The sequence below is a fragment of the Grimontia sp. SpTr1 genome (genome assembly GCF_947387585.1).
In the GTDB taxonomy this organism is placed as follows: domain Bacteria; phylum Pseudomonadota; class Gammaproteobacteria; order Enterobacterales; family Vibrionaceae; genus Enterovibrio; species Enterovibrio indicus.
On sequence record NZ_CANDOD010000020.1, the window covers coordinates 39,806 to 57,183 of the forward strand.

The window sequence follows — 17,378 nt, forward strand, 5'->3', positions numbered from 1 at the left end:
TTAACTAACGAGTTAGTCACACCATTTATGAAGCACATTCGTAACTTTTCGATTATTGCCCACATTGACCACGGTAAGTCGACTCTGTCAGACCGTCTTATTCAGGTCTGTGGCGGCCTAACTGACCGTGAAATGGCGGCGCAGGTTCTGGATTCCATGGATCTTGAACGCGAACGTGGTATCACCATCAAAGCACAAAGTGTGACGCTGAATTATGCAGCGCAGGATGGGGAAACCTATCAGCTGAACTTCATCGACACCCCGGGACACGTTGACTTCTCTTACGAAGTTTCTCGTTCTCTGGCGGCGTGTGAGGGTGCTTTGCTGGTGGTGGACGCGGGTCAGGGCGTAGAAGCTCAGACGTTGGCGAACTGCTACACCGCGATTGAAATGGATCTGGAAGTGGTTCCAATCCTGAACAAAATTGACCTGCCAGCGGCCGATCCTGACCGCGTAGCGGAAGAGATTGAAGACATCGTAGGTATCGATGCAACCGAAGCGACCCGCTGTTCAGCGAAAACGGGTCTGGGCGTAGATCTGGTTCTGGAAGATATCGTTAAGAATGTTCCGGCACCTGAAGGTGATCCAGAAGCGCCGCTGCAAGCGCTGATCATCGACTCATGGTTCGATAACTATCTGGGCGTTGTGTCGCTGGTTCGTATTAAGAATGGCGAGCTGAAGAAAGGCGACAAGATCAAAGTCATGAGCACCGGCCAGGTGTGGGGCGTTGATCGCATCGGTATCTTTACACCAAAACAAACTGACACCCAAGGTCTGCGTACCGGCGAAGTGGGCTGGGTTGTTTGTGGTATTAAAGACATTCTGGGCGCGCCAGTGGGTGATACCCTGACCCACGCAAAACACGGTGCAGAAACACCGCTACCAGGCTTTAAGAAAGTGAAGCCTCAGGTTTATGCGGGTCTGTTCCCTGTTTCGTCTGACGACTACGAAAACTTCCGTGATGCACTGGGCAAACTGAGCCTGAACGATGCGTCACTGTTCTACGAGCCAGAAAACTCAGCAGCACTGGGCTTTGGTTTCCGTTGTGGTTTCCTTGGGATGCTGCACATGGAAATCATCCAGGAGCGTCTGGAGCGTGAATACAACCTGGATCTGATCACCACGGCACCAACCGTAGTGTACGAAGTGAAGAAGACCAACGGTGACACCCTATACGTTGATAGCCCTGCGAAATTGCCAGCGGTTAACGATATCGAAGTGATGGGTGAGCCAATTGCGCGCTGTAATATCCTGGTACCTTCAGAGTACCTGGGTAACGTTATCACCTTGTGTGTCGAGAAGCGTGGCGTTCAAGTTGACATGGTTTACCACGGTAACCAAGTCGCCCTGACTTACGATATTCCAATGGCAGAAGTGGTTCTGGACTTCTTCGACCGTCTGAAATCGACGTCTCGTGGTTATGCTTCTCTGGATTACAACTTCCAGCGTTATGAAGCATCGAACATGGTGCGTGTTGACGTATTGCTGAACGGCGACAACGTGGATGCATTGGCTATCATCACTCACAAAGATCAGGCGCAATCCCGTGGCCGTGATCTGGTTGAGAAGATGAAAGAATTCATCCCTCGTCAGCAGTTCGACATCGCGATTCAGGCAGCAATCGGTAACCACATTATTGCGCGCTCGACCGTGAAACAGCTTCGTAAAAACGTCACCGCGAAGTGTTACGGTGGTGACGTAAGCCGTAAGAAGAAACTACTGCAGAAGCAAAAAGAAGGTAAGAAACGTATGAAGCAGATCGGTAACGTCGAACTGCCTCAAGAAGCGTTCCTGGCGATTCTGCACGTAGGCAAAGATAAGTAATAAAAAGGGATTAAAGGTTTAGGGGAACACGATGGCTAATACTTTCTCACTGATTCTGGTGCTTGTCACCCTGTTTACTGGGATTATCTGGGCACTAGATAAGTTCAAATGGGCGCCGCGACGCCAGCAAAAAGCGGCTGAAGCGCTCAATGTGGACGGTGGTGAGTTAAGTGAAGAGCAGGTTGCACAAGTTGCACCTCAGCCAAGCTGGGTAGAAACCTCAGCTTCCGTGTTCCCTGTTATTGGCCTTGTTCTGGTGCTGCGTTCGTTTATTTACGAGCCGTTCCAGATCCCATCTGGTTCTATGATGCCGACACTGTTGGTGGGCGACTTTATCTTGGTGGAGAAGTTCGCTTACGGCCTGAAAGACCCGGTATTCCGTCATCAATTGGTCGAAACCGGGAAGCCAGAGCGCGGTGACGTGGTGGTGTTCAAGTACCCACCACAGCCAAACATCGACTTTATCAAGCGCGTGATTGGTGTCCCGGGTGATACGGTTCGCTACAGCGAAGACAAACGCCTGTGCATCCAGAAGAAAGGTGAATCGACCTGTGAATTGGTGCCAGTGGATGATGTTCACAAGAGTGAGTTCGTTCAGCGCGGCGCGAACCTGATTCAGGCGCAGGAAGAGTTGGGCGTTGAGCCTCACCAGATTCTGGTGAACCCATATATGCCGAATCAAGCAGGTCAGTATTACCCAACACCGGGTCTGGGTGAGTGGGTGGTGCCGGAAGGCGAGTACTTCGTAATGGGTGACAACCGCGACAACAGTAAAGACAGCCGCTTCTGGGGCTTTGTACCTGAAGCTAATCTGGTAGGTAAAGCAGTCGGTATCTGGATCAGTTTTGAATTTGATGAACAAGGCGACAGTTTCCTGCCGTCTTGGGTACCTGTCGGGGTGCGTTTCAATCGCATCGGCGGCATTGATTAACTTGGAACGACATGACAACACCTATAAATAAATTACAGCGTCGCATCGGCTATGAATTTAGTGATGCGGCGCTTCTCAGTCTCGCCCTGACACACCGAAGCGCCAGTGGAAATCACAATGAGCGCTTGGAGTTTCTGGGCGATTCTATTTTGAGTTTCGTTGTTGCTGACGACCTCTACCATCGTTTCCCGAACGTTGATGAAGGTGATATGAGCCGCATGCGTGCAACCTTGGTTCGTGGTAACACGCTGGCTGAACTGGGCCGCGAGTTCGAACTGGGCGATGTACTGCAACTGGGGCCGGGTGAGCTGAAAAGTGGCGGTTTCCGCCGCGACTCTATCCTGGCAGATGCCGTTGAGGCGATCATCGGCGCTATCTACCTCGACAGCGATCTGGAAACGGTACGTGGAATTGTATTGAGCTGGTATAAACAACGTCTGGAAACTATCCAGCCAGGCGCGAACCAGAAAGATCCGAAAACACGTTTGCAGGAATTCCTGCAAGGGCGTCGTAAGCCGCTGCCTGCCTATAATGTGACTAAGGTACAAGGCGAAGCGCATAACCAGCAATTTACGGTGGAATGTGAAGTAGCAGGTCTGGATCGACCTGTCGTAGGTAAAGGCAGCAGTCGTCGCAAGGCTGAGCAAGCGGCTGCAGAACTGGCATTGCAAAAGCTGGACTCATGACAGACACGCACGAAACGCACCACTGTGGCTTTATTGCCATCGTAGGCCGCCCAAATGTGGGCAAATCGACACTTCTCAACCGTCTGGTTGGGCAGAAGCTGTCTATTACCTCGCGTAAACCGCAAACCACCCGCCACCGTATCATGGGGGTTGATACCCGTGATGGTTATCAGGCGGTATATGTGGATACACCGGGACTGCACATTGAAGAAAAGCGCACGATCAACCGTTTGATGAACCGTGCGGCTTCAAGCTCCCTGACTGACGTTGAGCTGGTACTGTTTCTGGTCGACGGCACACAGTGGACGCAAGATGATGAGATGGTACTGAACAAGCTCAAGAAAGCTGAGCTGCCAACCGTACTGCTGATCAACAAAGTCGATAACGTGAAGGAAAAGGGCGAGTTGTTCCCGCACCTTCAGGAAGTCAGCGAGAAAATGGACTTCATCGACGTGGTTCCTGTTTCAGCGAAACACGGCACCAACATTGATGTGGTCGAGAAACTGGTTCGTAATCACCTGCCGGAAGGCGAGTGGTACTTCCCGGAAGAGTACGTCACAGACCGTTCTCAGCGCTTTATGGCGTCTGAAATCATCCGTGAAAAGCTGATGCGTTTCACTGGCGATGAACTGCCATACTCAGTCACCGTGGAAATCGAGCGCTTTGATTACAACCCAGACACGGATGGCTTTGAAATCAATGGCCTGATCTTGGTTGAGCGTAACGGCCAGAAGCGTATGGTGATCGGCAAGGGTGGCGACAAAATCAAAACCATCGGCCGTGAAGCCCGTCTCGACATGGAAGATCTTTTCGAGCGCAAGGTCTACCTTGAGCTTTGGGTAAAAGTGAAATCCGGTTGGGCTGATGACGAGCGCGCACTACGCAGCCTCGGCTACATCGACGACCTTTAACAGCATTATTGGCTGAGACATTCAGGAGCAATATGGAAGGCTTGCAGCGCTGCTTTGTTCTGCACTCACGACCCTACAGTGAGACCAGCCTGATTCTGGATGTTTTCAGCGAAAATCACGGGCGCGTCAGTTTGATGGCGAAAGGCGCCCGTGGTAAACGCTCTCCCTTAAAAGGGGCGCTCCAGCCTTTTACTCCTCTCTTGATGAAATGGTCCGGCCGCGGCGAAATGCATACCTTGCGTCATGCTGAAGCCATGGGGCTTGCGATCCCGCTTTCAGGCAATGCCCTGTTTTCGGGGTTTTATCTCAATGAGATCTTAAGCCGGGTTGTGGAGCCTGAAACCGCGTACCATCAACTTTTCTTTGATTACGTCAATGCGCTGACTGACCTAGCTCAGCACAGCAATCCTGAACCGGCGCTACGACGCTTCGAACTCGCCTTGTTGGACTCGCTTGGATACGGGGTCGATTTCCTGCATTGCGCGGGTAGCGGTGAGCCAGTCGATGCATCGATGACGTATATCTTCCGGGAGCAGCAAGGTTTTGTCGCCTCGCTGATGAAAAGCAATAACCTCACTTTTACGGGCAGCGACTTAGAAGCGCTGGCAACAAGACAATTCTCAACGGCAGAACAGCTAAAAGCGGCGAAGCGCTTTACACGCTTGGCCCTCAAGCCTTATCTTGGCTCCAAACCGCTCAAAAGCCGTGAGCTTTTTATGTTAAGAACAAGGAAATTAACGCAATGAGTACCATTTATCTGGGCGTCAATATTGACCACGTCGCGACCGTTCGTAATGCACGTGGCACCCAATACCCTGATCCTGTCCACGCTGCAGATATTGCAGAGCGTGCGGGCGCGGATGGTATTACCGTTCACTTGCGTGAAGACCGTCGCCACATTAAAGACCGCGACGTTCATATTCTGAAAGACACCATCCAGACCCGCATGAACCTGGAAATGGCAGTGACTGATGAGATGGTCAACATCGCGTTGGAAGTGAAGCCGGCTTACGTGTGTCTGGTCCCTGAAAAGCGTGAAGAGCTGACCACCGAAGGCGGTTTAGACGTCGCTGGCCAGCTTGATAAAGTGAAAGCTGCAACGGAAACGCTGACTGCAGCGGGTATTAAAGTGTCGCTATTCATCGATGCAGACCGCGCGCAAATCGACGCAGCAAAAGCCTGTGGTGCTCCTTTTATTGAGCTGCACACAGGCCATTATGCAGAAGCGACGACTGAAGAAGACATGCAGGCAGAGCTGAAGAAAATCGCAGCGGGAGCAAGCTACGCAGACGATCTGGGTATCAAGGTAAACGCTGGTCACGGCCTGACGTACCACAACGTGAAGCCTATTGCGGCGATTCCAGAGATTTACGAGCTGAACATCGGTCACGCGATTGTGGGCCGCGCAGTATTTGAAGGCCTGCCAAAAGCAGTTGCAGACATGAAAGCGCTGATGCTGGAAGCGCGCCGCTAATGGCTGTGGTTGGCCTTGGCACTGACATCGTAGAAATTGAGCGCCTTGAGAAAATCATCGCGCGCACCGGAGATGCGTTTGCTAAACGTGTGCTGACAGAAAACGAGTTGGAAACCTATTCCAGCTCTAACTTCCCGGCCCGCTTTCTTGCCAAGCGCTTCGCAGTGAAAGAAGCGGCTTCAAAAGCGCTGGGTACGGGGATCGCTTGTGGTGTGACGTTCCATGACTTTGAAGTGACGAACGATGAGCTTGGAAAGCCTGTGGTGGATTTCTCCGGTGTAGCGCGAAAGCTTGCCGACGAGCGTGGCGTGGAGAATATTTTCCTCACCATCGCTGATGAGAAACGCTATGCCGTAGCGACCGTGTTGTTAGAAACCGACTAGCTTCTTTCTTCAATGCCGACCACAAAAACAAAAACGCCCGCAGATGCGGGCGTTTTGCTATCAATCATCAGACACGCTTGAAGATAATCGACGTATTGATACCACCAAAGGCAAAGTTATTGCTCATGATGTATTCACAGTCGATGTGGCGCCCTTCGCCGCGGATATAGTCCAGTTCGCCACAAGCTGGGTCGATGTTGTCGAGGTTGAGAGTAGGGCTGAACCAGCCACTGTTCATCATCTCAAGGCTCAGCCAGGCTTCAATGGCACCACAAGCACCAAGAGTGTGGCCAAAATAGCTTTTCAGTGAGCTGATAGGCGTCTGGTTGCCAAAGATATTCGCGGTGGCGTTGCTCTCTGCGATATCCCCTTTTTCAGTGGCTGTACCGTGCGCGGAAACATAGCCGATTTTTTCCGGTGCCAGATTGGCATCACGCAGCGCCATCTCCATGCAAATCTGCATGGTTTCCTTGGTAGGCTGGGTGACGTGTGCGGCATCGCAATTGCTGGCAAAGCCAACGATTTCGGCAATGATGTTGGCGCCACGGTTAACTGCATGCTCATATTCTTCCAGCACCAGTGTGCCTGCGCCTTCACCAATCACCAGGCCATCGCGCTCTGTGTCATACGGGCGCGGTGTTTTTTCCGGTTCGTCGTTTTTCAGGCTGGTGGCAAACAGGGTGTCGAAAACGGCTGATTCAGTTGGGCAAAGCTCTTCCGCACCGCCAGCCACCATCACGGTCTGGTAGCCGTGCTTAATGGCTTCATAGGCGTAGCCAATCGCCTGACTGCCTGATGTGCAGGCGCTGCTGGTCGGGATCACTCGGCCTTTGAGGCCAAAGAACAGACCCACATTCACTGCGGTCGTGTGAGGCATCATTTGCACGTAGGTTGTCGCGGTAATGGCGCGGGTGCTCTTGTCATTCAACATCACACCGAACGCACCAATCGCTGGTGTACTGCCTGTGGAGGAGCCGTAGGCAATACCTGTCTGTCCGTTGGTCAGCACCTCATTGCCAATCAGGCCACTTTGTTCGAGGGCATTTTCTGTTGCCACTGTGGAGAGTTGGGAAACTCGCCCCATGCCACGTACTTTCTTGCGTGGATAGTGTTTTGGCACACTGAATCCTTCCACTGGCGCGGCCAGTTTGGTGTTCAGGCCATCATATTGCTCGTAGTCAGGCATGTAGCGAACGGCATTTTGCATCGCCGCAAGCTTTGGCTGGACACTTTGCCAGTCGTTACCGAATGCAGTAACACCGGACATACCAGTGATAACAACTCTGCGATTCATATCAGTCCTCCATTGACTGAGATTACCTGTCGGGTGACGTAGCTGGCGGAATCTGACATCAGATAGCTGACCAGGCCTGCCACTTCTTCAGGTTTGCCCATTCGGCGCAGTGGCACCTGAGGAAGGGCATGTTCTTTCACGTGTTCGTCGACCATACCGGTGTCGATAAGGCCTGGTGCTACACAGTTTACGGTGATCTTGCGCTTTGCAAGTTCCAGAGCCAGTGCCTTGGTAGCACCAATAATACCGGCTTTGGCAGCACTGTAATTAGTTTGTCCGCGGTTACCCATCAGACCAGAAACCGATGCCATGGTCACGATGCGTCCGCCGCGGCGGCACTGAATCATTGGCATCACACAAGGGTGCAGCACGTTATAGAAACCATCAAGGTTGGTATGAACCACGCCATCCCACTCACCTTCTGTCATGGCCGGGAAGGCGGTGTCTGCTGTCACACCTGCATTGTTCACAACGCCATAGTATCCACCATGGGTTGCCATATCCGCCTCAAGTTCAAGACGGCATTGTTCGCGGTTGGCAATGTCAAAAGAGATTAAACGACCAGAACCACCCAGCTCGGTGATGTTTGCCAGCGTCGCTTCAGCGCCCGCTTTGTCGCGACCATAGTGGATCACGATATTGAAACCGTCTTTGGCAAGTTGAATGGCGATAGCTCGGCCAATGCCTTTGCTTGCGCCAGTAACCAATACATCACGACTCATTGGGACGTTCCTTTTAACATTTGCTGTAACTTTTCTTCTGAAGGCACATACGCATTGAGCTGGGCCGATGCGAGTTCCTCACCTTCATGTTCAATGGTGCAGGCAAACACGGCCATACCATTGCTTTCCATCACGTGGTTAGCACGCACATCTAAAAGCGCACCGGCAGGAAAGCTGGGGGTGTCGCATTTGTAACGGCGGCTGCCCAGCAAAAATCCGATAGGTGGTGCTTTATTGTCTTTGCTCGCCTGATAACCCGACCACGCGGCAACAGACTGAGCCATGAACTCAATGCCCACCCAGCCCGGAATACCATTCATGTTTTTGTCGAAAAACAAACTGCTCTCACTGGATGTTACCTGACAGTGCACATGCAAATCACCGACATCAATCAGCGTATCGAGAAGGATCATGGGTGCCTCGTGAGGCAGCAGCTGGTGAAGTTGTGGTTGCGAACTCATAGTTTTCCAAAAATTAGCGATACGTTGTTCCCGCCAAAGGCAAACGAGTTGCTCAAAATAGCGTGTTTTCCCAGTCTGTCATTTGCTGTTACCAGACGAATTGGCGCGATCTCTGGGTCGCGACCTGCTTGTGCATCAGGGATGGGGAGCGTGAGATCGTGGCGAAGAATGTGCCAGCAAATGGCAGCCTCTATCGCACTGGCAGCCCCAAGTGTATGACCTGTCAGCGGCTTGGTTGAGCTAACCGGGACATTATTACCCAATACACGGTTGATGGCTTTGGACTCCATCGCATCGTTGAGAGGTGTGGCGGTGCCGTGTGCATTGACGTAACCAATCTTGTCTGGCGACAGTCCGGCATCTGCCAATGCTTTCATCATGGCCTCTTCTGCGCCGCGACCTTCCGGCTCTGGAGCTGAGATATGGTGGGCATCAGAGCTGTCACCTGCGCCAAGCAATGCTATAGGTTCAGCTTCTTCCGGGCGCTCGAGAGAAAGCAGCATAAACGCGGCGGCTTCACCAATATTGATACCGTCGCGCCCTTCGCCAAACGGGCGGCACAGGCCGGAAGAGACAGATTCCAAGCCATGAAAACCGTTCAGTGTTAAACGACAAAGGGTGTCAGCACCACCGACTATCACGGCGTCAGCCATACCTGATTGCAGCAGTCTTTTAGCAGAAAGGAACACTTTTCCACTCGATGAGCAAGCGGTGGAAACCACATAGCTTGGACCCGAGAGGCCAAAATAGTCACTGATAAAATCAGAAAGATTGCTCAGCTCTTGCTGGTAGTAGTGATAATTCTCTGGCAGCTTGCCGGTTAGCAATTGCTCGCTAAGGGCGATTTCACCGTTAGAAATACCTGAGGTGCTGGAACCGACAATAACGGCAATGCGACCCTCACCGTATTTATCAATGGCGTTTTTAACGGCGTCCTGAATTTGCAGAAGGGCAGACAGAGCCAGGCGGTTGTTTCGTGTCTGTTGATGTTGGAATTGCGCAGGGATTTCTGGAAGGTCTTCCAGGACGCGCCCCACGATTACTTCCTTGCCATCATTAAGAGTGAAACGTTCGGCTTCGATGCCGTCACTCTTGTCGCTTTGCAGATTTCGGTGGATATCTTCAGAGCGCACACCCAGTGCGGAGTGCGACCCGCAAGCATGGATATAAACCGGAGTTGTCTGTGTGTCTGCGTCGGTCATTGCGATCTGTTCTTCCGTTATTCGAGGGTTTGAATCTGGATTTGGTAGTGCTGGCGCACTTGCTCAAACTGGATATCGGCAGGAACTCCTCCTGCAACCTTGGGCTCATCATACTGTATTTTCGCCACGGTTTCGCCGTTCTCATCGAGCAGGGTTCGGCTTGTAGCATCATCAACCAGTTGCCATCCAATCGGTGAAAGATGTTGTTGCCACGAAGTGGTAGGCCATAAGGTCAGCATCAGGTTCAAGAGCACCTGTTTTCCATCAGGCAACACGGCCCCCAGACCCGTGAGGTTGTCGGTTTCCAGAGTCTGTCCATCGTAATTGAGTGTCAGTAGTCGGGTTCCCCAACTGGAGAATCCCACTAAAACGACGTCTGATTCGGTGATTTCAAGATGCACAGGCAGCACCTGCGTACTGTCACTCCACTTTGCGGTAATCAGCTGGTTCACACTGACGGTGCTTTCAAACTCTGAAGGGGCGGGTAAGGCGACAAACTTATCGGGTGCGATTTCAACATGGTTGCTATTGGGCACTGCCGCGCAAGCAGAAAGCAGCAGAGAAAAAGCCAAACAGAGTACAAAACGAATCATTGATGAAGCTCCTTTTCTGGCTGTTGGATGGCCAATGGTGCGAGTAGCCAGGCGACAACAATACCCACCAGTACAGTAATACCGAAACTGTGAATCGCTTCGGTTTGGCTGAGAGACAGCAAGCCAAAAGAGAGTATGGTCGTGAGGGCGGCAAGGGTATTGGCGACCAAGGCGCGATAACTGTCGTTGTGCTCGGCGAAAAACAGGGTGTAGTCGATACCAATTCCCAGCACGAGAAACAGTGCCAGCAGGTTGAACAAATTCATAGGAACTGGACTGATAGCGCCTGCGGTCAAGGCTACACCGGCCGCGAGCAACGGCGGGGTAAGAATGCGAACCGCACGGCGAGGGCCGAACCGCACGCAGAGCACGCCCAAAATCGCCAGACAGGCGATGCCCATCAACATGGAAATACGCAGTCTGTACTGACCAAACAGGCTGGAAACTTCTTCAGCTTTGTTAAGCACACTCACCTCTGGGAAAGGTGCTATCGCTTGTTTGATGGCGGTCATGTCAGTTGCGTTTTGCAGCATCACAATGGCGGCATATTGCCCTTCAGCAGGCTGCAGCCACAGCGATGAGAACAGCTCACTGCTTGGAGCGTTAAGCATTTTCGCGGGTGTCAGAATATCAATGTCGCCCGGGAGTTGTGGCGGCGTCGCCAAGCCAATTTGTGCAGCGAGCTTTTCACCTTCTGACTGATAAAGAGATTGAACAAGACCAAAGTTCTCTCGCTGTACCGATGCCGGTGCTACCAAGTCCGCGGGGTTTTGATAGCCGGAGAGGACGTTTTCACGTCGAAGCTTTTCAAGTGCCGGCGCGAGCGCATGAGCATGCTCTAGCACTTTTTGCCCGCTGCTTCCTTTGACCAGCAGCATCGGCTGGGAGCTGCTGAGGCCAGTTACTGACTTGATGACCGATTCCTGCTCCTGCAAGGACGGTGGCAGGGATTGCAGTTGGCGGATATTGTCGTCGTAGTCTGCGTTAAAAAAGCCAATCAGAGTGACCAGCAAGGCAGTAACAGGCATGACCATTCGCACTAATGGGCGCTGCCATAGCATCAGGTAGCCCTTACTTGAATTTGCGAGAGGCAGTGTCTGGTATCTGGCTGGACGTTTCGCCAAAAGCGGATACCAAAAAATCACACTCAGGTAAGCGCCAATCAGGCCTGCTGCAGAAAACAATGCAAGTTGCTGCAACCCCGGGAAAGGGGCAACTAACATGCTGAGATAAGCAATCAGCGTGGAAATCAGGCCAAAGGTGATGGGAATGAAAACGCGTTTTAGTCCCTCTTCTGAGCGCCAAGATGCGCCGGACGCGAGGCGGTCGGTCAGGTAGTGGAAGGCATAGTCTATCGAGACACCAATCAGGCTGGCGCCAATGACAAGACTGAACAGGTGAATTTGTCCAAACACCAGAAGACAGACGGAAAAAGCCGTCACGACGCCAGTACCAATCGACAGTAAGGTCAGGCTGACAGGTAAAAGACTGCGGTAGACACAAAGCACCAAAAGCAGGATGCCGAGCAGAGAGCCAACGCCGATGGTGCTGATTTCAGATTTAGCGCTGTCAGTCCCAAAAGCCGCATAAAACACCACGCCGGTATGGAAGATTTGAGCATCAAACTGCGCGGCATTGGCATCCTCTAATTGGGCGAGCTCTGCCAGCTGTTGTTGGGTTTGCATGGCATAGGCTGAGCCGGAAAGCGTGCCGCGGAGCAGAATATAAAATGTGCCGTCTTGCTCTGTGGTCAGATAACCTTCTGTGATGGAAAAGCGCTGGTTTTGCTTGTTCATTGTTTGCAGGTAATCGCGGAACAGCAAAAAGGGGTCGCCTGAAAGTTCAGCGCCAGTCACCCCGGAAAAAGGGTTGTATACCTGTTGGATGACCTTGGCGGTCTGGATGGCAGGCGAGTGCTTGAGGATCTCGCGTTGTTCCTGAGTCAGCAATTGGTATCGGTAAGGCGCATAGGTGCTGACCCAGGCTGATTGCTCTTCATCAGACAATTTGCCATTTATTTTGCTGAAAAGTGGCAGTGTTTGAAGTTCTGCTTCAAAAGCGCGGGCGGCTTTTAGGGCCTGTTCTTGAGTGTCGGCGGAGACAAGGAACAGTACCTGATCTTCCATGCTGCCAGCCACCTCATCAAAGGCTTTCTGAGCCAGGGGATCTTGCTGGTTTTCAGGAAGCAGGTTAAGGATGTTGGTGTCGAGCATCGCTGCGCCGCTTGGGTGGCGCAGTATCGCGGTGGTTGCGAGAAGAAACAGGGCAATCAGCCATAGTATGGCTTTAGTCGTTGAACGCACGGCGCTCCTCGTCAGTCAGCGCTGATGCGTGTTGGATATTGCTGAAAGTCACTGTGGTTTTGTCACCGCGGAGCTCTTCCATCGTCAGGACATCAATGTTGTGACCGCCTGATAAAGTGATTTGACTGAAGACTTTTGTCAGTGGCGCCTCGGTTGGGGTCAGAACAAGTGTCCACGCTTCAGGGCTGCCATCCAGCTCATAGCTAAATTGTTGGTTCAGGACATCTGCATCCGCATGGAACAGACCAAGGAAAAGGTCGCTGAAGTAAAACGCCATCGGGTTATCTTTGGCATGGATGACCTGCTGCGGTTGCCCTGGCATTTTCTGGCGAAGTGTTTGATCAGACAAAATCAGGGTGACGGGAAACGGTGTGGCCTGAAGCCAAAGCAGCCCCTCTTTTTCACTCAAGACGAAGTTGCCGTTTGATACCAAAGGCTTGCTAAGCATCGCGATATCTTTGGTTTGCTCGAAGTCACCGCTGATCACGGCTGACTTTTCCAGCGTGTTTTGCAGATCAGAAAGTCCAAATGCCCAAGTCAGGGGGCTCGATATCATCAGGCTGAAGGTCAACAGCGCAGTGACAAGCTTACGCAGCATTGAAGTATGCCTCCAGTCGGTCTGTCAGAGCTTTAGGCGAGACAAAACACATCTCCTGTTCAGCGATAGACACTGCCACCTGAGTGGTATGCCCTTTGGTCAGGCGTTTGCCACTTTCCGCATCGTAAATGACGTAGTCAGTGCGGAGACGGTTTTCGTACTCGGTCAATGTCGCAGTGACACGAATTTCCTGATTGAACTGGATAGGTTTTACGTAGCGCACGGCAGTGTCGATGATCGGCCACATGTAGCCCGAGGCACTCATGGCCAGGTAGCCATAATCAATCTTTTCCATCATCACGCGGCGGGCTTCCTCAAAGTAGCGGAAGTAATTGCCGTGATAGATAACGCCCATCGGGTCGGCATCCTGAAAGGATGTCATGATAACCACTTCGGCGTTAAGTGTGCGCTCAGTCATTAATAAAGCTCCCAAGCCTGCCGCTGAATGTTATCAACGAAACGGCGAAGATCTTGCTCAAGTGGGCGGTCTTCAATCACCATCTCAAACTCATCCAACACGTGTTTTGTCATGGTGCGAAGTGCTGGGCTGAAATGATTCAAATCCAGTTCGCCATGCTTACGGCGAATTTCCAGTGCTTGCGTGGCAGCCAACAGGCTGGCTGCGGTAACTTGTTCGGTCAGCTGCAACACGCGCAGACAATCACGGGATGCGATGGTGCCCATGCTGACCTTGTCCTGGTTATGACATTCGGTCGAGCGCGAAAAGACACTCGCAGGCATGGTGTGTTTCAACGCTTCTGCCGTCCAGGCAGAGATACCGATTTGTACCGCTTTGAAACCGTGGTTAATGGGCTTGCGATCGCCTTCAGCACCAGTGAGGTTAAACGGCAGGCCGTTGTTGAACTTATAGTCCATCAGCTGTGCCATCTGGCGATCAAGCAGGTCAGCAATGTTGGCAATAGCGGTTTTCAGCGAGTCCATCACCATAGCAATATGGCCGCCGTAAAAGTGACCGCCATGCAACACGCGCTCGTTGTCACCATCGATAATTGGGTTGTCGTTGGCACTGTTGAGTTCGTTTTCGATCATCTGACGCGCCCAAGGCAGGGTGTCCTGCAGCACACCAATCACGTGAGGCGCACAGCGCAGCGAGTAGCGATCTTGCAGTCGGTCGCTGTTGCGAGGCGGTTTATCTGCCTGCAAATCGTCACGCAGCCATTTAGCAATTTGCTGCTGACCAGGGTGAGGTTTAACGGCAAACAAGGCTTCGTCAAAATGGAAGTCGTTGCCATGCATTGCCAGCGACACCATGGCGGTGATACGGGTAGAAAGTTGAGCCAGATATTCTGCACGTTTGTAAGCAAGACAGGCCAGAGCGGTCATTACGGACGTGCCGTTCATCAGCGCCAAACCTTCTTTGGGTTTCAGCGTGATAGGTTCGATACCTAACTCGGCAAAGACTTCTGCCGTCGGTCGAAGTTCGCCTTTGTAAATAACCTCACGTTCGCCAATCAGGGCGGCAGCAACATAGGACAGTGGGGTCAAATCACCGCTGGCGCCGACGGAGCCTTCCTGCGGAATGCGCGGGGAAATGTCGTGATTAATCAAGGTGACCAACTGACTCAGCAGCTCCATCGTCACGCCCGACACGCCTTGAGTCAGCGAGTTGAGACGGGTTGCCAGTACTGCACGGCTTTGTACGTGATCGAGGTTTTCGCCCAAACCACATCCATGGAAACGGGTCAGGTGCAGCGGCAGTTCGTTAACGAGCGCTGGCGGGATTGCCACGGTGCAAGAGTCGCCATAGCCTGTGGTCACGCCATAAATCACGCCTTCTTCTTTCAACAGGCGTTCAAGGAATCGTGAGCCTCGGTCAATTCGCGCCGTAAATTCCTCGGAAGGATTCAACGCGGCGCGGCTGCCATTGGCAATCGCGACAACAGACTCAATAGTGAGGGGCGCTTCGCCGAAAACGATGGTGTTATCCGTGTGACTTGTCATTGTTGCTGCTCGTTAACTGCCAGAATTTAAAAAAGTTATACCACTGCAAAGGGGCTTTAAGGGTGTAATGCTCAAGGCGCTTTGCGTATTGCTCGACCACTTCCTGAAGCGCTTCTTCACGCTTTCCGCGGGGCAGTCGAATTGGGTCGTAAAAAGGTTCAAAGTGCACATTGAAGTGCGGTGTTTGGCTGTGCTCATCACGAAGGCCAAACAACAAAAGAACAGGGGCTTTCAGCACCGACGCAAGCACGAAAGGCCCTTGCGGGAAAGGCGCAGGCTCGCCAAGAAAATCTGCCATGACCACGCGCCCTTCGCGGGTCACCGACGTTCTGTCGCCGACAATGACCACCCATTCGCCATCATCAATTTTTTGCTGGAGCATGATGGCAGTTTCAGGGCCAAGGTTCGATACCGACATCAGGTTAACCGAAGCGTCAGTGTTCACTTCGTCCATCACTGAATTGAACTGCTCAGCATGCTCAGTAAACACCAGCGCGTTGATTTTGACGCCTGAGTGACGACGACTGAGGGCGCGACAAAGCTCGATATTGCCAAGGTGGGAACCGATCAGCACTGCGCCGCGCTTGTCTTCCACCAGGTGATGAAAGTGTTCACCGCCGGTAATGGTGAGATTGGAAACGTCAAAGTCCCCTTTCCAGGCCGCGAGTTTATCCAGCATGGTTTCGCCAAAAGAGAGCAGGTGGTGGTAACTGCTTAGTGGCTTTTCACCGGTATAGGTGGCAACTCTTTGCAGGTAATCTTCAGAGGCTTCCCGCGCGACTTTGCCTGTTAACCAGTAGTAATACATCACAGGTTTCAGCATCAGGCTGAAAGCTTTTCTGCCCAACAGGCTGTATGTGGCCAGAAGTAATTTGATGCCCAGAATGGTGCCGCGTTCTTTTCTGGCGGACCAGTGCTGGCTGTTCCTCCGTTTCATTGCCAGCAATCGGGGGATTTTTGGCAACATGGAAAAGAACAGCAGGCTGTGCATTTTGCTGATGCGAACGTTGTCTTTAAACGCATCAAAGTGCGACAAGCCGTCTTCGGGATAAATCACTTTGGTGTCGATATACCGAATATCGCAGCCATCCCAGTAGAGGCGCACCATGATTTCGATGTCAAAGTCCATTCGTTTGCCAGGTGAAGACGCTTCAATCACTTTGAGTGTCTGGGCAAGCGGGTAGGCTCTGAATCCACACATGGAATCTTTGATGGTGGTCGATAGGGTTTCCAGCGTCACCCAGAAGTGGGTGATATAACGTCCGTACAATCGGGATTTGGGTACGGATTCATCGTAGATAGGTTTGCCAGAAATCAGGGAGTCTGGATGCGTTTGAGATTCTTCAATTAGCGCGGGTACCGCGGTGAGATCATGTTGTCCGTCAGCGTCGATTTGAAGTGCATGGGTGAAGCCCAGTATTTGCGCCTGCTTCAAGCCTGCCATCACTGCGCCGCCTTTGCCTTGGTTTTCTTCCAGGCGGTGAAGCGTCACGTCATCCTGCTGTGAGAGCGTATCCAGCACCGTTTTGGTGGGCTCTTCACTGCCGTCATCCACAATAACAATCGGCAGTTCAAACGCTTTTAGCGCATCGACCACAGCACCAATGGCGGCACCGTGGTTGTAGCAGGGAATGAGAAAGCAAGGTGAGTAATGGCTCATTTCGCCTCGCTGATTAAAACGCGACCTGAAGAATGGGCTCTATCGTTGGATTGGTAGCTGAAGTAGAGCTTTCGTTTCTCCGGATCCCACGTCAGCGTCAGGGTTACGACGGCTTCCGGCAGGATAGGGTCTTGAAACTTAATCACCTCCATGCCACCAAACTGACCATCAAGTGACAGATACTCTTCGGCGTAGCGTATGGCTAAATCGATTTGGGTGACGCCGGGCAGAATCGGAAACGTTGGGAAGTGGCCTTTGAAATCTTCCAGACCACTATCAACCTTCAGTGTGAGGATCACGCTGTTGGCTTCGGTTTCTGCGTTGAGTAATGTGGGTTTGCGTTGCATGTTTTTCCTGTAAGCGTTGTAGCTGTG

Annotated in this window: 18 protein-coding genes; 7 read left to right on the forward strand and 11 right to left on the reverse strand. The window is 52.2% G+C overall.

Annotation, left to right across the window (positions count from 1 at the left end; genetic code table 11):
* Window positions 1-27 precede the first annotated feature (27 nt).
* The 7 genes from lepA to acpS are packed head-to-tail and all read left to right on the forward strand — an operon-like array spanning window position 28 to window position 6,209.
* Window positions 28-1,824, forward strand: a complete 1,797-nt coding sequence (gene lepA, locus QL223_RS22050; protein ID WP_002537521.1) for a translation elongation factor 4 — start codon at window positions 28-30, stop codon at window positions 1,822-1,824.
* A gap of 31 nt (window positions 1,825-1,855) precedes the next feature.
* Entirely contained in the window at window positions 1,856-2,755 is a 900-nt protein-coding gene (gene lepB, locus QL223_RS22055; protein ID WP_046304280.1) for a signal peptidase I, read from the forward strand.
* 11 nt (window positions 2,756-2,766) lie between these two features.
* Window positions 2,767-3,441: a ribonuclease III gene (rnc, locus tag QL223_RS22060; protein WP_002537523.1), complete on the forward strand. Its 675-nt coding sequence runs from the start codon at window positions 2,767-2,769 to the stop codon at window positions 3,439-3,441.
* The gene (era, locus tag QL223_RS22065) at window positions 3,438-4,352 is read left to right on the forward strand and encodes a GTPase Era (protein ID WP_002537524.1); all 915 of its coding nucleotides are present in this window, start codon (window positions 3,438-3,440) and stop codon (window positions 4,350-4,352) included. The genes rnc and era overlap by 4 nt, the downstream gene beginning before the upstream one ends.
* A gap of 32 nt (window positions 4,353-4,384) precedes the next feature.
* Window positions 4,385-5,098, forward strand: coding sequence for a DNA repair protein RecO (gene recO / locus QL223_RS22070; RefSeq protein WP_002537525.1), 714 nt, complete (start codon window positions 4,385-4,387; stop codon window positions 5,096-5,098).
* A complete protein-coding gene (gene pdxJ / locus QL223_RS22075) occupies window positions 5,095-5,826 on the forward strand; it encodes a pyridoxine 5'-phosphate synthase (protein ID WP_002537526.1) in 732 nt (243 codons plus the stop codon). The genes recO and pdxJ overlap by 4 nt, the downstream gene beginning before the upstream one ends.
* Window positions 5,826-6,209: a holo-ACP synthase gene (acpS, locus tag QL223_RS22080; protein WP_281545981.1), complete on the forward strand. Its 384-nt coding sequence runs from the start codon at window positions 5,826-5,828 to the stop codon at window positions 6,207-6,209. Before pdxJ ends, acpS begins: the two co-directional genes overlap by 1 nt.
* 67 nt (window positions 6,210-6,276) lie before the next feature.
* Here acpS and QL223_RS22085 read toward each other — a convergent pair whose 3' ends face one another.
* Genes QL223_RS22085 through QL223_RS22135 form a run of 11 tightly spaced genes read right to left on the reverse strand, consistent with a single transcriptional unit; the run spans window position 6,277 to window position 17,351 of the window.
* Complete coding sequence (locus tag QL223_RS22085; RefSeq protein WP_002537529.1) at window positions 6,277-7,503, reverse strand: beta-ketoacyl-ACP synthase; 1,227 nt, start codon at window positions 7,501-7,503, stop codon at window positions 6,277-6,279.
* Window positions 7,500-8,225, reverse strand: coding sequence for a 3-ketoacyl-ACP reductase FabG2 (locus QL223_RS22090; RefSeq protein WP_281545982.1), 726 nt, complete (start codon window positions 8,223-8,225; stop codon window positions 7,500-7,502). Before QL223_RS22090 ends, QL223_RS22085 begins: the two co-directional genes overlap by 4 nt.
* Window positions 8,222-8,686 carry a hotdog family protein gene (locus tag QL223_RS22095; RefSeq protein WP_281545983.1) on the reverse strand — a complete coding sequence of 155 codons (465 nt, stop codon included), beginning with the start codon at window positions 8,684-8,686 and terminating at the stop codon, window positions 8,222-8,224. Before QL223_RS22095 ends, QL223_RS22090 begins: the two co-directional genes overlap by 4 nt.
* Window positions 8,683-9,888 carry a beta-ketoacyl-[acyl-carrier-protein] synthase family protein gene (locus QL223_RS22100; protein ID WP_281545984.1) on the reverse strand — a complete coding sequence of 402 codons (1,206 nt, stop codon included), beginning with the start codon at window positions 9,886-9,888 and terminating at the stop codon, window positions 8,683-8,685. The genes QL223_RS22095 and QL223_RS22100 overlap by 4 nt, the downstream gene beginning before the upstream one ends.
* A gap of 17 nt (window positions 9,889-9,905) precedes the next feature.
* Window positions 9,906-10,481 carry a DUF3261 domain-containing protein gene (locus tag QL223_RS22105; protein ID WP_281545985.1) on the reverse strand — a complete coding sequence of 192 codons (576 nt, stop codon included), beginning with the start codon at window positions 10,479-10,481 and terminating at the stop codon, window positions 9,906-9,908.
* Window positions 10,478-12,784, reverse strand: a complete 2,307-nt coding sequence (locus QL223_RS22110; RefSeq protein ID WP_281545986.1) for an MMPL family transporter — start codon at window positions 12,782-12,784, stop codon at window positions 10,478-10,480. The genes QL223_RS22105 and QL223_RS22110 overlap by 4 nt, the downstream gene beginning before the upstream one ends.
* Complete coding sequence (locus QL223_RS22115; RefSeq protein ID WP_281545987.1) at window positions 12,768-13,382, reverse strand: outer membrane lipoprotein carrier protein LolA; 615 nt, start codon at window positions 13,380-13,382, stop codon at window positions 12,768-12,770. Before QL223_RS22115 ends, QL223_RS22110 begins: the two co-directional genes overlap by 17 nt.
* Window positions 13,372-13,800: an acyl-CoA thioesterase gene (locus QL223_RS22120; RefSeq protein WP_281545988.1), complete on the reverse strand. Its 429-nt coding sequence runs from the start codon at window positions 13,798-13,800 to the stop codon at window positions 13,372-13,374. Before QL223_RS22120 ends, QL223_RS22115 begins: the two co-directional genes overlap by 11 nt.
* Window positions 13,800-15,344 (reverse strand): aromatic amino acid ammonia-lyase, encoded by a 1,545-nt coding sequence (locus QL223_RS22125; RefSeq protein WP_281545989.1) that lies wholly within the window; start codon window positions 15,342-15,344, stop codon window positions 13,800-13,802. The genes QL223_RS22120 and QL223_RS22125 overlap by 1 nt, the downstream gene beginning before the upstream one ends.
* Window positions 15,325-17,004: a glycosyltransferase family 2 protein gene (locus tag QL223_RS22130; RefSeq protein WP_281545990.1), complete on the reverse strand. Its 1,680-nt coding sequence runs from the start codon at window positions 17,002-17,004 to the stop codon at window positions 15,325-15,327. The genes QL223_RS22125 and QL223_RS22130 overlap by 20 nt, the downstream gene beginning before the upstream one ends.
* Complete coding sequence (locus tag QL223_RS22135; protein WP_002537541.1) at window positions 17,001-17,351, reverse strand: hypothetical protein; 351 nt, start codon at window positions 17,349-17,351, stop codon at window positions 17,001-17,003. Before QL223_RS22135 ends, QL223_RS22130 begins: the two co-directional genes overlap by 4 nt.
* Window positions 17,352-17,378: the final 27 nt, after the last annotated feature.

Bases quoted from the DNA above. Each gene is read 5' to 3' on its own strand.
- QL223_RS22125 (WP_281545989.1), bottom strand. From the start codon at position 15,344: ATGACAAGTCACACGGATAACACCATCGTTTTCGGCGAAGCGCCCCTC.
- rnc (WP_002537523.1), top strand. From the start codon at position 2,767: ATGACAACACCTATAAATAAATTACAGCGTCGCATCGGCTATGAATTT.
- QL223_RS22085 (WP_002537529.1), bottom strand. From the start codon at position 7,503: ATGAATCGCAGAGTTGTTATCACTGGTATGTCCGGTGTTACTGCATTC.
- QL223_RS22130 (WP_281545990.1), bottom strand. From the start codon at position 17,004: ATGAGCCATTACTCACCTTGCTTTCTCATTCCCTGCTACAACCACGGT.
- acpS (WP_281545981.1), top strand. From the start codon at position 5,826: ATGGCTGTGGTTGGCCTTGGCACTGACATCGTAGAAATTGAGCGCCTT.
- QL223_RS22135 (WP_002537541.1), bottom strand. From the start codon at position 17,351: ATGCAACGCAAACCCACATTACTCAACGCAGAAACCGAAGCCAACAGC.
- era (WP_002537524.1), top strand. From the start codon at position 3,438: ATGACAGACACGCACGAAACGCACCACTGTGGCTTTATTGCCATCGTA.
- lepB (WP_046304280.1), top strand. From the start codon at position 1,856: ATGGCTAATACTTTCTCACTGATTCTGGTGCTTGTCACCCTGTTTACT.
- QL223_RS22100 (WP_281545984.1), bottom strand. From the start codon at position 9,888: ATGACCGACGCAGACACACAGACAACTCCGGTTTATATCCATGCTTGC.
- QL223_RS22120 (WP_281545988.1), bottom strand. From the start codon at position 13,800: ATGACTGAGCGCACACTTAACGCCGAAGTGGTTATCATGACATCCTTT.
- pdxJ (WP_002537526.1), top strand. From the start codon at position 5,095: ATGAGTACCATTTATCTGGGCGTCAATATTGACCACGTCGCGACCGTT.
- QL223_RS22115 (WP_281545987.1), bottom strand. From the start codon at position 13,382: ATGCTGCGTAAGCTTGTCACTGCGCTGTTGACCTTCAGCCTGATGATA.
- lepA (WP_002537521.1), top strand. From the start codon at position 28: ATGAAGCACATTCGTAACTTTTCGATTATTGCCCACATTGACCACGGT.
- QL223_RS22105 (WP_281545985.1), bottom strand. From the start codon at position 10,481: ATGATTCGTTTTGTACTCTGTTTGGCTTTTTCTCTGCTGCTTTCTGCT.
- recO (WP_002537525.1), top strand. From the start codon at position 4,385: ATGGAAGGCTTGCAGCGCTGCTTTGTTCTGCACTCACGACCCTACAGT.
- QL223_RS22095 (WP_281545983.1), bottom strand. From the start codon at position 8,686: ATGAGTTCGCAACCACAACTTCACCAGCTGCTGCCTCACGAGGCACCC.
- QL223_RS22090 (WP_281545982.1), bottom strand. From the start codon at position 8,225: ATGAGTCGTGATGTATTGGTTACTGGCGCAAGCAAAGGCATTGGCCGA.